General features: G+C 56.3%; 9 protein-coding genes. 7 read left to right on the top strand and 2 right to left on the bottom strand.

Going from position 1 to position 15,320, the window contains the following annotated elements; all coding sequences use genetic code 11:
• Window positions 1-12 precede the first annotated feature (12 nt).
• The gene (locus PHC90_01630; protein ID MDD3845041.1) at window positions 13-1,206 is read right to left on the bottom strand and encodes a cyclopropane-fatty-acyl-phospholipid synthase; all 1,194 of its coding nucleotides are present in this window, start codon (window positions 1,204-1,206) and stop codon (window positions 13-15) included.
• Between the two features lie 271 nt (window positions 1,207-1,477).
• Here PHC90_01630 and PHC90_01635 point away from each other — a divergent pair, with 271 nt between their 5' ends.
• The 4 genes from PHC90_01635 to PHC90_01650 all read left to right on the top strand — a co-directional run bounded on the left by PHC90_01635 (window position 1,478) and on the right by PHC90_01650 (window position 9,350).
• A complete protein-coding gene (locus tag PHC90_01635; GenBank protein MDD3845042.1) occupies window positions 1,478-1,717 on the top strand; it encodes a hypothetical protein in 240 nt (79 codons plus the stop codon).
• A gap of 119 nt (window positions 1,718-1,836) precedes the next feature.
• On the top strand, window positions 1,837-2,517 hold the full coding sequence (locus PHC90_01640) for a pentapeptide repeat-containing protein (protein MDD3845043.1): 681 nt from the start codon (window positions 1,837-1,839) through the stop codon (window positions 2,515-2,517).
• A gap of 193 nt (window positions 2,518-2,710) precedes the next feature.
• A complete protein-coding gene (locus PHC90_01645) occupies window positions 2,711-6,556 on the top strand; it encodes a hypothetical protein (GenBank protein ID MDD3845044.1) in 3,846 nt (1,281 codons plus the stop codon).
• 115 nt (window positions 6,557-6,671) lie between these two features.
• Window positions 6,672-9,350, top strand: a complete 2,679-nt coding sequence (locus tag PHC90_01650) for an autotransporter domain-containing protein (protein ID MDD3845045.1) — start codon at window positions 6,672-6,674, stop codon at window positions 9,348-9,350.
• A 308-nt stretch (window positions 9,351-9,658) separates the two neighbouring features.
• On the opposite strand, the gene gspG is transcribed toward PHC90_01650, so the two are convergent.
• A complete protein-coding gene (gene gspG / locus PHC90_01655; GenBank protein ID MDD3845046.1) occupies window positions 9,659-10,087 on the bottom strand; it encodes a type II secretion system major pseudopilin GspG in 429 nt (142 codons plus the stop codon).
• Between the two features lie 293 nt (window positions 10,088-10,380).
• Between gspG and PHC90_01660 the strand changes: the two genes are divergently transcribed.
• From PHC90_01660 to PHC90_01670, 3 genes are read left to right on the top strand one after another with little or no spacing between them, the layout of a single operon-like run.
• Window positions 10,381-12,594 carry a secretin N-terminal domain-containing protein gene (locus PHC90_01660; protein ID MDD3845047.1) on the top strand — a complete coding sequence of 738 codons (2,214 nt, stop codon included), beginning with the start codon at window positions 10,381-10,383 and terminating at the stop codon, window positions 12,592-12,594.
• The gene (gspE, locus tag PHC90_01665; protein MDD3845048.1) at window positions 12,591-14,123 is read left to right on the top strand and encodes a type II secretion system ATPase GspE; all 1,533 of its coding nucleotides are present in this window, start codon (window positions 12,591-12,593) and stop codon (window positions 14,121-14,123) included. Before PHC90_01660 ends, gspE begins: the two co-directional genes overlap by 4 nt.
• Complete coding sequence (locus PHC90_01670; protein ID MDD3845049.1) at window positions 14,124-15,320, top strand: type II secretion system F family protein; 1,197 nt, start codon at window positions 14,124-14,126, stop codon at window positions 15,318-15,320.

Raw genomic sequence — 15,320 nt, forward strand, 5'->3', positions numbered from 1 at the left:
CCGTTTTCCCCCTCAGTGGAACCGGTACAGATGCTCCCGCGTCATGGGGAGGGAGTTGTTCAGGCCGTTGGTGAACAATATCTGGTAGAGACGTATATTTCCCCATCGGAAAGCCGCGGCGCTGCCGTTGAGAAAAAGGCGCCACATGCGCACGAGTCGTGCATCGAACATCTCTTCGACCTTGTCCGCGTTTGCGTCGAAACGCTTGCGCCATTCGTCCAAGGTCGAGGCGTAATGGAGACGAAGGTTCTCGATATCGACGGGAACCAGCTCCTCCTTGCCCATGATCCGGATCACGTGGTCAAGCACGGGGATATGGGCTCCGGGGAAGATATACCGCATTGTCCACGGGTCGCCGGCTGCATTTCGCTCCTTTCCCACGGTATGTATGAGGCCGATGCCTTCTGGCTTCAAAAGTGATCTCGTTCTTTCCATGAACTTCTGGATAAATCCTTTTCCCACATGCTCGAACATGCCGATGGAGACCAGTTTGTCAAATTGGCCCTTCAGGTTCCGGTAGTCCTGGCGGAGAATGGTGACGGCCTTTCCCAGGCCTTCCTGCGTGACCCTTCTCTCGGCGTATTCGGCTTGTTTCGGCGAGAGGGTGCACCCCAGGCCTTTCACGCCATAATGACGGGCGGCGTAAAGGAGCATTCCGCCCCATCCGCATCCTATATCTACGAGCGTCTCGCCCTCCTTGAGTTGAAGCTTCCGGCATATATGCTCGTATTTCTGTTCCTGCGCCTTTTCAAGAGTGTCAGTCCCGTTCCTGAAATAGGCACAGGAATATGTCATACTCTTGTCGAGGTAGTGGCTGTAAAAGTCGTTGCCCAGATCATAGTGGTGTGAGATATTCCCCGGAGATCTCTTCACCGTGTTGAGAGATAAGATATGCCGCCAGAGAATGGAAGCTCTGGTCCGTGCCGGGAGCTTTATGTCCTGAAAACGGGGGTCAATGCCCATGCGAACAAGTTGCTGGAAATCGCCCTGAACATCGATGTTGCCATCGACATACTCTTCGCTGAAACCCATGGATCCCCTGCTGAAGATGCGTTTTGCGGCGGCCTTGGTCTTGAATGCAAGGATGAAAGCAGGCGGGTTGGTGCCAAATCGTTCTGTCTGGCCATCCCAAAAACACACCTCAAAGGGAATATCGGGCGACCTGGAGCTCAACTGCACAAGGAGTTTCTCGATAGCTTTTTTCATACCTGTCCCCTGTGAACCATCGCTGGTGTTTTGGCCTCAAGTGAAGGTGCAAACGGTCGGTACATTTATTGTCCATCTTCCCGGGGCAGAATGTCAAGAGGGGCAACCGTAAAACTGTAAAACCATTTCAGATAGTCGATCCTTCGTCGGACCACAATGAGAATATTCCTTGTAAATTATCTTCCATTGAAGGAAAATGGAAATCGGAATGTTGCGGACGGAGTCGAGAACATCGTCTTGATGATCGCACAAAATGTGAGGAGGAGATAAGATGATGTCGCACCTTCGAAGGGGAAAAAAGAAATGGATATTGCCGGCCATCGTCGTGATGGCTGGTATGGGAGGCTGCATCGTAAGCTATGAAAAACCCGGCATGACCTCTGCCCAGTGGGCCAGAGACAAGGCATACTGCGAGCAGGTTGCAGAGAAGGAGTATGCCCGCAAAGGCACCCGGGTTTGTGACGAGGTCGATGCCTGCCTGATAGCCAAGGGCTGGAAGAGAAGCCAGTAGGGCAAAGCATTCTCGAGCCGCGGAACAACGGTATCGCCGGCACTTTCTTTCCCGGGAAGGACACCGCTGTTGCTCATCCGTCGGTGACTTCCATTCTCATGCGGCGAAGGGAAAGTATCATGGAGATAACCGATAAAGAACTGAAGACGATCCTGCGTCGACACCGGAAATGGCTCGATGGCGAGGATGGCGGCATGTGCGCCAACCTCTCGGGTGCTGACCTCTCGGGCGCCAGCCTTGCAGGAGCGAACCTGTCACATGCCGTCCTCACCGGCGCCGTCCTCACCGGCGCCAGCCTTGTCAGGGCCAATCTATCCGGGGTTGACCTCTCCCACGCCAATCTCACCGATGCCGATCTGTCGCGGGCCAATTTCTACCGGGCCACCCTCTCTCACGCCGACCTCACCGGCGCCATACTCTCTCGTTCCAACCTCTCCGGCACGGACGTCTCCCGCGCCAACCTTTCCCGTGCAAGACTCACCGGTTCCAACCTCTCCCGCGCCGACCTCACCGGCGCCGACCTCAACGAAGCGGACCTCACCGGTACCGACATGGAGCGTGCCGACCTCGCCCTTGCCGACCTCTCCCGCGCCGACCTCACCGGCGCCAGCCTTTCCTTTGCGGATCTTTCATACGCCGACCTCACCCGCGCCAACCTCACCCGTGTAAACCTCGCCGGCGTGGACATCTCCCGCGCCAATCTTTCATACGCCAATCTGGCAGGCGCCAACCTCACCCGTGCCGACCTCAACGAGGCCGACCTCACCGGCGCTACCTGGACAGACGGAACAAAGAAATAGAAAGCCCCCCATAAACAGCAGGTTCGTCCCTAAATTAGCCAACCTGGAGACATAACTATTTCAGGGCGAGGTCTGCCGCGATAAAAATTCCCGTTGTTAAGAACAGGATTCCATCGGAAGGGGCGGCTGCGGATCACTATCCGTGTCCGACCAGGTGGGATCCCGCAAGAAACTCAAGAAGGGGGTAGTGCTCATGAACCAGCGAAAAAATCGATTCTTCATCACCTATTTCTTGACTTCTCTTTTTGTTTTCCTGCTGTTATTCCCGGCGCTCTCCAGGACCGCATCCGGCAAAGAGACCGTGGACCCGTATCATCTGTGGCACCTGTTTACGGGGTCGGCCAGGACGGGAGGGGAGCATCTTAGTGCCGTTGCGGTCGATGACGATGGGAACATCTTCATCGCGGCGGAAGGCCTCAAGTGGAGTGGGTTCCAGGAGACCGATCCGAATTACGGCAGTCCCGGCCAGCCGCTGCACTGGCATTCGGGCAACGCCGACAACAACAAGGACATCCTGGTGGTCAAGTTTGGCCCCGACGGCGAATTCAAGTGGTACACCTACTACGGAGGATTCGAAGAGGACACTGTCAGGGGCATGACCATAGTCGATGGCAGGCTCTATATCACGGGCACAAGCAGGGACAACTGGGGCGGGCCCAACAATGAGTCAGCGGTAAATCAGCATTCCAGAGCGATAGTGTATTACGTGAGGGATGGTGTCGGGGGTGGATACGGTCATGACTATAAGTATTATTCTGGCGACATCTACGCCCTCGCCCTTAATGCTGATAGCGGTGGGTACCTGTGGCACACGTTCCATGGGGAATCCAAGTGGAATGAAGAGGTTTACGGCATTGCCGCCGATAAAGAACGCGTGTTCCTGGTTGGAAAGGCCGATGCCGAGTTCTTCGGATGCTGGCCCAAAATGTCAGGAAGCGAGTTAACCCAGTATGTTACAGAAGACGACATGGAAAGGGTCGAGAGGCTCTGCCAACCGACGCGGGCCTACCAGGGCGGAAACGATGCATGGGCCATGACGCTCAGAGCAAGTGACGGAGGATGGGTCAAACACACCTTTCTCGGCAGCAGCGCCTCGGACGACTGGGGCGAAGCCATCGCCATCGACAAGGAAGGCTTTCCGGTTGTTGTCGGTTCCAGTAGTAAGCAGTGGAACTACGACGACCATGTTCATTACAACGCTTCTCCCCGTAATTCCCATTCCGGCGGTTTCGATATGTTCGTTGCCCGCCTCGCCAGAAATGATCTTGAGTACCACTGGCATTCCTTCTTCGGCGGGACAGACGACGACTGGGCCACGGCGGTAGCGGTGGATGATAACAATAAATACTATCTCGCAGGATACAGCCAATCTAACTGGCCGGTGCACGATAACTGTCCGGTAGTTGACCATACTGTACCCGTTCCGGACTACGACTTTGTCGTCATGAAAACGGACAACGAAGGCCGCTACACATGGCACACCTTCCGCGGCGGAGAGGGTACGGAGGATGTTCCCCACGCAATGTCTCTGAGCAGCGATGGTACTACGGTGTACGTGGCGGGAGAGGCCCGTGGTCCCTGGAGGAAATACAAATACGGCGACGGGAATCCCATTCATGGTTTCTCCGGTGACGTGGGCATTACCGACATGGCGATCCTCGGCCTTGACGCGAGCAGTGGCAGGAGCAGGTGGTACACCTTCTGGGGCGGTCTGGGTGCAGACAGGGCCTATTCCGTGGCGACAGATCCGACAACAGGTGGTATCGTTGTCGGGGGCACCACTGATGTGTCGTGGAGGGGCGACAACAATGAAGAATCGAAATACACCTTCCCTAACAATGGCGATGCCGTTCTCAATCCCAACTTCGCCGTCCTGAAGCTGCGCAATTACAAGTTTGCCATCAACGCATCGGTTTCTGGAGGAAATGGCACCATCACACCGGCCGGCAAAACCCTGGTGAAGCCCGGTGCGGATCAGACATTCACCTTCACGCCTAATCTGGGCTACGGTATTGCTCAGGTGATACTGGACGACAAGGCCCAGGATTGGTCAACAGACACCTACACTATCCCAAAAGTGGCTAGCGACCATACCATTAAGGTTGTTTTCAAGAGAAAGGATTACACGATCACGAGCAGCGCGGGCACGGGCGGCACCATCAACCCCGCCGGCAACCAGACCGTAGGCCGAGGCAGCAGCCGGCAGTTCACCGTGACGGCGAGTGAAGGCTATGTCATCGACACCCTGACAGTGGTCAAGGGCACAACGACAGAAACCATAAAGGCGGCAGCAGACCAAACATCATACGCGTACACCTTCACGAACGTGACGGCGAACGGTTCAATCACCGCTACCTTCAAGACGAAGACTTACACGATCACGAGCAGCGCGGGCACGGGCGGCACCATCAACCCCGCCGGCAACCAGATCGTAGGCCGAGGAGGCAACAGCCAGAAGTTCACGGTGACGGCCGGTGACGGTTACGTCATCGACACCCTGACAGTGGTCAAGGGCACAACGACAGAAACCATAAAGGCGGCAGCAGACAAGGCATCATACACGTACCGCTTCATAGACGTGACGGCGGACGGCTCCATCACCGCCAAATTCAAGCAATTCCACACCATCACGGCCACGGAGGGTAATGGCGGTAGCATGAGCCCCGAAGGGGACCAGATTGTGGGGAACGGCAAGAATATCACGTTTACCATAACGGCCGATGTCACCAACGGTTATGTGATTGACACACTAGCCGTGGACGGAAACACTGTGACTGCGGCATCGGGCCAGAGTACGTATTCCTATCCCTTCACGAACGTGACACAGAATCACGCTATCAGCGTTACCTTCAAGAAACCACAGCACATCACTATTGCGGTCTCGGCAGGCCAGAACGGTACGATAAGCCCCGGGACGTCGCAGATGGAGCGGGACACCACGAAGACCTTCACGATAGCTGCCTCCGACGGTTATGGCATTGACACCTTGACGGTGGACGGAAACGTCGTGGCCGGAGCGTCGGGAAGGAGCACATACACATATACCTTCGCGAAAGTAACTGAGGATCACACGATCAGCGCCACCTTCAAGGAGCAATCGATATTCACCATAAAAACCTGGCTGAGCACGGGTGGTACTATCAGTCCCAGGGAGAACACGACAGTCACTAAGGGCGGAAGCCAGTTATATACCATAGAAGCTGGTACCGGCTACGTGATAGCCAAACTAACAGTGGTCAAGGGCACAATCAGTGAAACCATAACGGCGGCAGCAGACCAAACATCATACGCGTACACCTTCACGAACGTGCAGGCGGACGGTTCAATCACCGTCAGCTTCAAGTCCACGGCGACCACCTACACGATCGACGCCTCCGCGGGCTCAAACGGCACCATCAGCCCCTCGGGTTCCGTATCGGTCACATCCGGCGGAAGCCAGACGTTTACCATATCAGCCCTTGATGGCTATGAGGTTGAGAACGTCCTGGTGGACAACCAGTCCCAGGGCGCAATAACGACCTACACCTTCACGAATGTGACGGCCAACCACACGATCACCGTCACCTTCAAGCAGAAACCGGCGACCACCTACACGATCGACGCCTCCGCGGGCTCAAACGGCACCATCAGCCCCTCGGGTTCCGTATCGGTCACATCCGGCGGAAGCCAGACGTTCACCATATCAGCCTCTAACGGTTATGAGGTCGCGGACGTCCTGGTGGACGGCCAGTCCCAGGGCGCAACAGCGACCTATACCTTCACGAACGTGACCGCCAATCATACGATCAGCGTCACCTTCAAGAAGCCGGCCACAAAGTATACCATCACGGCAAGCGCCGAAGCAGGCGGCACCATCAGCCCAGATGGTGTCACTGAAGTCGACGCCCACGGAAGCCAGACATACACAATTTCGCCCGAGCTAGGTAAGGTGATAGACGCGGTGTGGGTGGACGGAGAAATGGAAGAGAATCCCGATGAATCCTATACGTTCAATGATGTGACAGCGAATCACACGATCAGGGCTACTTTTAAAAACTGAGGGTCCGGGCATATGACAATGGAGATATGAAAACGAAAGAGGATGGAGCGATTCATCCTCTTTCGTTCCACTTCATCTCGTTACAGCGAAGGATATTAAAGGAAAAGGTGAATTTATGAAGATGAGAATACCATTTAAGAAAGGCATGGTCTGCGGTGTATCACTCCTTATGCTTGCGGCACCATGCATTGTAAAACCATCCCTTGCGGAGGTTGTAATAGACGACTCCCGCACAGCAGGCATAGTCCTCGAGAATGAGACAAACACTGCTGCTAACCAGACGAACGCCACCGTCAAATCCGGGGCATCCGTGACGGCTGAAACCGGGAAGTACGCTATCCTTGGAAAGACCGGCGGATGGAATATAACCGTGGAGAAGGGCGCAACCGTCGCAAGAACCGGTACTTACGCTAACGGGATCTGGTTAAATCCTGACGGTGATTCGACAAAGGCCGATTTGAACGGCAACGTCACCAACAGGGGGACAATACAAGCAACTGGAAGCGCTATACAACTGGGTGCAGGCACCGTGGTCAATGAGAAAGAGGCAGTCATTTCATCAAAAAACAATTATGGTGTGCAGACAACTGGTGGTCCTTCCACGGTCATCAACGAAGGTAGTATCGTCGGCAGGGTTTCTGGTGTATCGATGGACGGGTCTAGTGCCAACACCTTGATCAACAAGGAAACTGGGACCATCGGCGACTTCGACACGAGCTCCTACGGTGTTCGAATCGCCGGCACCGTAGAGAATGAAGGTCTTATTGTCGGGAATTCAGCGGTATACATGTTTAGTGAAGATAGCAGGTTGACCAATAAGAAGGGTGGTACCATCATCGGTAAAACAAACGGTATCTTGGGAATCGGCTCTATTGTCAACGAAGAGGGTGCGACGATAAAGGGATCCACGATGGGAGTCGATACTATAGGAGATAGCAGTGTTAGTAACGCCGGTACGATAGAGGGTGCCACGGGAATTAGGTTCCGGGGCTCTGAGGGCGATAATATTCTCGACAATAGAGGCACTATCATCGGAACATCCGGCAACGCTGTGCTCATGGGGGCCGACAACGACACTGCCTATCTCCGTAACGGCTCCGACATAACGGGCAACGTGGATGCTGACAATTCGGCTGATTCCAGCATTGTTTCAGGTACCGACGATACAGTCTACCTCACCGGCTCGGGCGAGATAAAGAACGGCACCCTCCTCAACTTCGAGACCATAGAGAAGTCCGGGGACGGCACCTGGAGCCTGGGCGGAGACCTCTCGAGCGGCAACAGCATATCGGTCCTCGGCGGCGTGCTCAAGGCGAGCGGTGTCTACACGCATGAGGCGGGCGCAACCTACACGGTGGGAGCTGGCTCCAACGGCAAGGCCGGGAAGATAACGGCCGACACGGCGACACTGAACGGAGGCGCTGTATCCGTTGTGAGCAAGGGTCTCAAAGGGGGCACACACACCATAGTCGAGACGACAAACGGTCTTACCGGCACCTTCGACTCGGTGACGTCAGACTCGAAGTACAGGGAGATGTCCCTTGCCTATGACGCAAAGAACAGCTACCTCAACATGAAATCCAATTTCAAGAAGGCAGGGGCCACGGGCACAAGGGGCAATGTGGCGTCGGCAATCGACGACGCCTACGGCAATTCCTCCTCCGACGACATGGTCACCGTTGTCGATGAGTTGTTTTCTCTCGACGACGGTGCTCTCAACTCTGCCATCGACCAGATATCGGGAACGACTCACAGCGTATCGGCAACGGTCGCTCCTGTAAAGCAGGGGAGCTTCTATCAGAACCTCTTCGGCCGTACCGGCGGTGCCACGACGGGCCTTGGCTTCCTCGGGCTCAACGACCGCCAGTCCGATCCCCTGACGATGCTTGCATCGGGGGGCCCGGTGGCAAACGACGCAGGGTTTTCCCTGACAAGGGCCGGGCAGAAGCTGCCCTACGGAATGTGGATCAAAGGGTACAGCGTGATGGGCAACCGCCACGGCGGCGACACGGGCTCCCGCTATGACTACACCATCGGCGGCGCCATCGCAGGTTTCGACTACCTCATCAATCCCAACATCCGGGCCGGCGTGGCCGTCGGGTATTCGAAGACCAGCGTCGACATGAAACAGCTTCAGGACAACTCCGATGTTGAAAGCTTCCAGGGGGCACTGTACGGCTCCTACGTCCCGACGAGCAAGCTGTGGTATGTGGACGCGGCGTTCGCGTACAGCAAGAACAGCTACGAGACGAAACGCTATCTCACCTTCGGCAACATCTATCGGGTGGCCCGTGGCTCCTATGACGGAAGCGACATATCGGGCTACCTGGAGGGCGGCTACAAGGTGCCCATCTTCGGCGGCATCACCGCAACGCCCCTTGTTTCCTTCCTTGCCATGAGGAACCATACGGACAGCTTTACGGAAACAGGCGCCGGTTCAGTAAATCTCGAAACCGGCAGTAACAATACCGATTCCTACCAGAGCGGCCTGGGTGTGAAGCTCTCCCGGGAGTTCAAGGCGGCAAAAGACTTCACCTTTACCCCCGAATTTGGGGCCAAATGGCTTCACGAGTTCGGCGACACAGAAGCGAACATCAACGCCCGGTTCGCAGGCGAAACGGCAGGCTCCTTCGTCATTGCCTCCGATACAACGGAAAGAGACACGGGCGTTTTCTCCCTGAACCTCACGGGAAAGAAAGGCGACATGCTTAACTTCTTCGTAGGCTATGATCTGGGCATCACGAATGACCAGATAAGCCACGGCTTCACGGGGGGACTGAGGCTTAATTGGTAAAAGAGTGGTAACAGGTCATGGGTGACGGGTAACAGGAAAACCTGTCAAGCTTAGCCGATGACCGGATAATAGAGCAGACAAGGGGTGGCCCGAGAGCCGCCCCTTGTCGTTTCTTTCCGTCCTTCGAGGACTCTATCATGCGCTGTCCAACGTGATCCGAATGTGACAGGCCATTGGTGGCCGGGTGGTCTTGCAGAGTGGCAGGGCAGGGGGGATTACAGTCTTTCCTGGGTCCCGGCCTTTGCCGTGACGACGGAGGTAAATACAGGGAGCCCGAAGGTGAAAAGAGCCGAGATTGTCAGGATTGTCTATTCCCAATCGACCACGTCCTTGTCTTCACCCTCGCCGCCAGGTGTGCCGTCCCTTCCGTAGGAGTAGATGTCGAACTCTCCGTGGGAACCGGGGGACTGGTACTGGTAGGGTTTGCCCCAGGGGTCGTTGGGAAGGGCCTTCTTGAGATAAGGTCCTTCCCAGTTCTGCGCTCCTGGGTTTGTGACGAGGGCGCCGAGACCTTCCTGTGTTGTGGGGTAGCGACCTACGTCGAGGCGAAAATGGTCGAGCGTCTGGCCGAGAAGCTCGACCTGCGCCCTGGCCGCGGCCTGTTTGCCCTTGCCGAGCTTTGGAAAGACCTTGGGACCCACGAGGGCAACGAGGAGCCCCACGATGACCATGACCACGAGGAGCTCCACCAGTGTGAAACCGCGCCTGTCCCTGCAATATCCGTACTGAGTTTTCATGTATCCTCCCTGTCTGCCGTGAAATGATGCCGGCAGTTTTACTTTTGGAAAGAGATTAATCCGGCACCTCTTTTTTGTCACTACCCCCGGCGGCTCGTTCATCACATTTTCGGGCATGATGGTACTATTCCGGGATTTGACTCACACCATGGCCGTTGCAGGCATCGGTTTGCAGGGGTACCGGCCTTCTTAGAACCGTAATCGGTCCGGTTTATCCCATTAGGATGTGAACTGATGTCGCATAACCTTAGAATCCTATTGGTCTCGCAAAAACTCCGGTGGGTGATGGATCAATGATGACAAATTGCGGAAAGCTCGTATTCTTCGGGTGCCTCTTTTTCACGCTGACGGTGAGTCCTTCGTATGGGGACGACAACCCGCGAACGGCAATCCCCCGGCAGGTATCGCAGCACAATGGGGCAACAGAGGGTCCATCATCAACGGGTCCGCTCGCGACGCAGCCATCTGAAAAGGCTAAAAAGCTGACGGCAAGGGCGTCCAGCCCCGTCAGCCTCTCCTTTGATGATGCCGATATGTACCAGGTCATCCAGACCGTTTTCGGTGAGATCCTGAGGGTCAATTATGTTGTGGACCAGAGGGTGAAGGGACGGGTCACGTTCCGTTCCGTGACTCCTATTGAGGGCGACCGGGTGCTTTCAGTCATGGAGGTCATTCTGAGGCTTAACGGAGTGGGTGTTGTGGAAGAAGGCGATCTCTACAGGATCGTTCCGATCAGCGACGTCGCCAGGGAACCCGCGGAGGTGACCGTCGGCAGAGATCCGGATTCCATCGAGGTCCAGGGCAAATCCATCATACGTGTCGTGCCTGTCATGTACAGTCAATCGGCGGAGATCATCAAACTTATCACGCCCTTCCTGACGACAACCGCCGTGGTCATCGATGTGTCCAGCATCAATCACATCATGCTCGTAGACACCGACGCGAACGTAAAGAGACTGCTCAAGCTCATCGATCTTTTCGACAGCGAACAAACAAGAAAAAAGAAGCCCCAGGTTTTTGTCTACCATGTCCAGAACAGCAAGGCCAAAGATATAGCGAACATTCTGCAGCAGGTCTTCCTTTCCTCCGGACGGGGCGGCGCGGCAAACCCACCCCTTGCTGCGTCGCCTTCCGCCTCCCCGAAAACGTCCGCTTCGAAAGAGTCTCCGGTCGCGGCGGCACGCAGTGCCCTGGGTGGATTGTCCGGATCGGATTCCCACATGGGAGAGGGCCTTGTATCTCCCATAACGAAGATCATCGCCGAGGAGAACCTCAACTCCCTTGTTATCCTCAGCTCACCCGAGGATTATGAGGTCATCAAGGAGGCCATCCGCCGCGTCGATATTATCCCGAGACAGGTCGTTATCGAAGGTGTGATTGCGGAGATATCCCTGAAGGACGACCTGAAGCTGGGTGTTTCCTGGGCCCTTCAGTTCTCGCCGGGCGGCATGAACGGTGTGTTGGGGGCGTTGGACGGCACCGTCGGATTCGACGTGCCAGGCGCTACATCCACGAGCACTACAGACAGCGGCACCTTCAACTTCGCGGGGACGGTGGGGGGAGATTTCAAGGCGGTCATCGACATGCTTGCGACGCAATCAAAGGCAAAGCTCCTTGCCGTGCCGCGCATACTCGTAACGGATAACAAGGAGGCGCGCATCCAGGTGGGAGAGCAGGTTCCCATCGTGACAACGGAAACGATAGCGTCCACCACCACAGCCGCTCAGCGGACCATCCAGTACAAGGATATAGGTATCATCCTCAAGGTGAAGCCCCGCATCAACGAAGGCGGCCTCGTTACCCTCGACCTTGCCCAGGAAGTCTCTTCCTACGACACGATCACCCTTTTCGACGGCGAGACGAACATCATCGTCAAGAAGACGGAGGCGACAACGAACCTTGTCGTCCAGGATGGTCAGACGGTCCTCATTGGAGGGCTTATCAGGGAGGACACATCGACGGCGCGATCGGGCATCCCCTACCTGAGCAAGATACCTCTTCTCGGCTATCTCTTCGGCAGCACCACGGACGAGAACCACCGCAAGGAGTTGATCATACTCTTGACCCCGCGGGTCATCAAGAACCAGTGGGATGCCCGGAAGGCCACATCCTCCTATGTTGACGATATAACGAAAACAGGCAAGGGAAAGCTGAAGAAGGAAGAGCTTATCCGCGACGTCCCGCAGGAGGAAAGGGACGGGAAAAAGGACGAGGTGCGCAAGCAGCCCACGCCGGAACCGGTGCGGCAGATCAGGGAAGGGTTGGGAACGAAAAAGCATGAAATGATGCAATCGGAAGTCTCACCCGCGGCTGGTGATACCGTGGCGCAGCGGAACGGGGTACAAAAAACGCAGAAACAGAACCAGGTTCAGCAGAGTTCGAACAAAACGACGGAGAATGGGCAGAGCAAAGACCGGGAAGAACCTGAAGGCCCCCGGCCGCCGGGCCGCCCGGCAGTAAAAAAGCCGGCACCAGAGGCGGCGCCCGATGGCGGAGGAAAGTCGTGAAGGGCAAAACGGTAGTCTACCTCTCACCGGAGGAATTCCCCAGAATGCCCCTGGTTCTGGATGGAGTCTCGACGCGCTTTATTCGGGAGAACAGGATCATTCCCTTCGAGTGGAAGGACAAAACGCTCAAGGTCATCATGGCCGACCCCTCCGACCGCGAACTTGTCGATGCGCTCAGGGTAGCCGCCGCGGGCGATGTCCTGGTCCATACCGGGGACCTTGCCGTCATCGACGAACACATCTCGCGATTCTACAGCAAGGAGCAGCAGAACATCGACAGGATCATAGAAGGGATCGACGAACAGGAGGGCTACGAGTTCATACACGACGAGGAAGAAGAGGATGTGGGTCATCTGAAGGACCTCGCCTCGGAGGCCCCCATCATCAGGCTGGTCAACCTGCTTATCACCCGCGCCGTAGAGTCGAGGGCGAGCGACATTCACATCGAACCTTTCGAGGACGAGATGAAGATCCGCTACCGGATAGACGGTGTTCTTAACGATGTGGAATCGACACCGAAGAGGCTTCAGGCCGCCATCGTCTCACGCATCAAGATCATGGCCAGGCTCAACATCGCCGAGCGCAGACTTCCCCAGGACGGGAGGATACGACTGCGCGTGGGCGAGAAAGAGATCGCCATCAGGGTTTCCACCATCCCCATCGTGAACGGGGAGAGCATCGTAATGAGGATACTCGACAGGGAGAGCATCGTCATCGACCTTGACAGGCTGGGTTTTTCCCGGGCCATGCTCGAGTCTCTCGACAGGCTCATCACGAAGCCCAACGGCATCATCCTTGTGACGGGGCCCACGGGCAGCGGCAAGACAACGACCCTCTACGGGGCGCTCGACAAGATCAATTTGCCCCAAAAAAAGATCATTACCGTGGAAGACCCCGTGGAATACCAGCTGAAAGGCGTGAACCAGATCCAGGTGAAACCCCGGATCGGATTGGATTTCAACAGCACGCTGCGCCACATTGTCAGGCAGGACCCGGATATCATCATGATCGGCGAGATCCGCGACCTGGAGACGGCCCAGATAGCCATCCAGTCGGCACTGACGGGGCATCTCGTATTCTCCACCCTCCATACGAACGACGCGCCGAGCGCGATCACACGCCTTCTTGACATGGGCGTGGAGAGCTTTTTGCTGTCGTCCACGGTGCGGGGTATCCTCGCACAGCGGCTTGTGAGGATGATCTGTCCCGAATGCCGCAGTCAGGTGGGCATATCCGACGAGGTGGAGGAACTCATGGCCCTCGGCATGGGCAGCGGTGTTCCCATTTACCGGGGAGCAGGCTGCGAGGCCTGCGCGCAGACGGGATTTTTCGGGCGCTCGGGGCTCTTCGAGTTCCTTCTTGTTGATGAAGATATAAGGCGGTTGACCTTGAAGGGGGCCGACGAGGGCGAGGTCAAGGCACAGGCGAGAAGAAGCGGGATGAGGACGCTCCTCGAGGACGGGATCGAGAAGGTCCGTATGGGCATAACCACCCTGGACGAGGTCTTACGGGTGACAAGGGAGGATTGATTGGCCGTATATTCATACAGGGCGACGACTCTTGAAGGCACCATTGTCGAAGGCGTCATCGAGGCACCCGATGAAGGCTCGGCCCTGGAGCGGGTGAAGGATGCGGGTGTCATTCCTCTGAAGGTTACATCTCCGCGAAAGGGGGTCCTCAAAAAGGGCATGTCGCTGCGCTCATCGAAGGGCGACCTTCTCACCTTTACCGCTGAGTTGTCGGCGCTTATCGGCGCGGGCCTTCCCCTCGACCGGAGCCTCAACATCCTCGCCGGGGTTTCCGAAGGCAGGCAGATGCAGGAGGTGGTCAATTCCGTTCTGAAGTCCATACGGGAGGGAAGTTCCTTTTCCGATGCCCTGAAGAACCATCCCGGGGTGTTCCCCAAGCTCTACGTCAACATGGTCAGGGCCGGTGAGACGGGCGGCGTCCTGGATATCGTCCTCGAGAAACTCGGCGAGTTCCTCGAGACGGCAAAGGAACTGAAGGACAGTGTCTACTCGGCTATGATCTATCCCGTGATCCTCGCCATAACGGGGGGTATTTCCATCATCATCCTCCTTACCTTCGTCATACCCCGCTTTTCCATTCTCTTCAAGGAGATGGGCGGGGCCTTGCCTGTGTCCACGCAGATGATCCTGTACTTCAGCACCTTCCTGAGGGGTTTTTGGTGGATTCTCCTTCCGGCGGGCGCATTCGGGGTGCTGGCACTGCGGCGTTTTATAAAGACCGAACGGGGCGCCATCGCCTGGGACAAGTTGAAGTTCAGATTCCTCAGGGACGTTGTGGGCAAGCTCGAAACGGCCCGTTTTTGCAGGACCATGGGGACCCTGATAAAAAGCGGCGTTCCTTTCCTGCAGGCCCTGCAGAACTCCAAAGACGTCATCGGGAACCGCGTCATTGCCGCCGCCATCGCGGCGGTGGCAAAGGACGTCAAAGAAGGCAAGGGCATTGCCGCGCCGCTCACCGACGCGAAGGTCTTTCCCCGGCTGGCGCTGTCCATGATCAAGGTGGGCGAAGAGACGGGACAACTCGATACTATGCTGCTCAAGGTGGCGACTACGTATGAAAAGAGCCTCAAGGACTCGGTGAAGCGATTCATGGGTCTTCTGGAACCGGCGATCATCCTCACCATGGGGCTTGTAATCGCCTTCATCGTCGTCTCCATGCTTGTTGCCATATTCGGCATCCTGGAGCTGCCCTTTTGA

Source organism: Syntrophorhabdaceae bacterium (genome assembly GCA_028698615.1).
Lineage (GTDB): Bacteria > Desulfobacterota > Syntrophorhabdia > Syntrophorhabdales > Syntrophorhabdaceae > Delta-02.

Coding starts and splice junctions, on each gene's coding strand:
- PHC90_01645 (MDD3845044.1), top strand. CDS start 2,711: ATGAACCAGCGAAAAAATCGATTCTTCATCACCTATTTCTTGACTTCT.
- PHC90_01635 (MDD3845042.1), top strand. CDS start 1,478: ATGATGTCGCACCTTCGAAGGGGAAAAAAGAAATGGATATTGCCGGCC.
- PHC90_01630 (MDD3845041.1), bottom strand. CDS start 1,206: ATGAAAAAAGCTATCGAGAAACTCCTTGTGCAGTTGAGCTCCAGGTCG.
- gspG (MDD3845046.1), bottom strand. CDS start 10,087: ATGAAAACTCAGTACGGATATTGCAGGGACAGGCGCGGTTTCACACTG.
- PHC90_01660 (MDD3845047.1), top strand. CDS start 10,381: ATGATGACAAATTGCGGAAAGCTCGTATTCTTCGGGTGCCTCTTTTTC.
- PHC90_01640 (MDD3845043.1), top strand. CDS start 1,837: ATGGAGATAACCGATAAAGAACTGAAGACGATCCTGCGTCGACACCGG.
- PHC90_01650 (MDD3845045.1), top strand. CDS start 6,672: ATGAAGATGAGAATACCATTTAAGAAAGGCATGGTCTGCGGTGTATCA.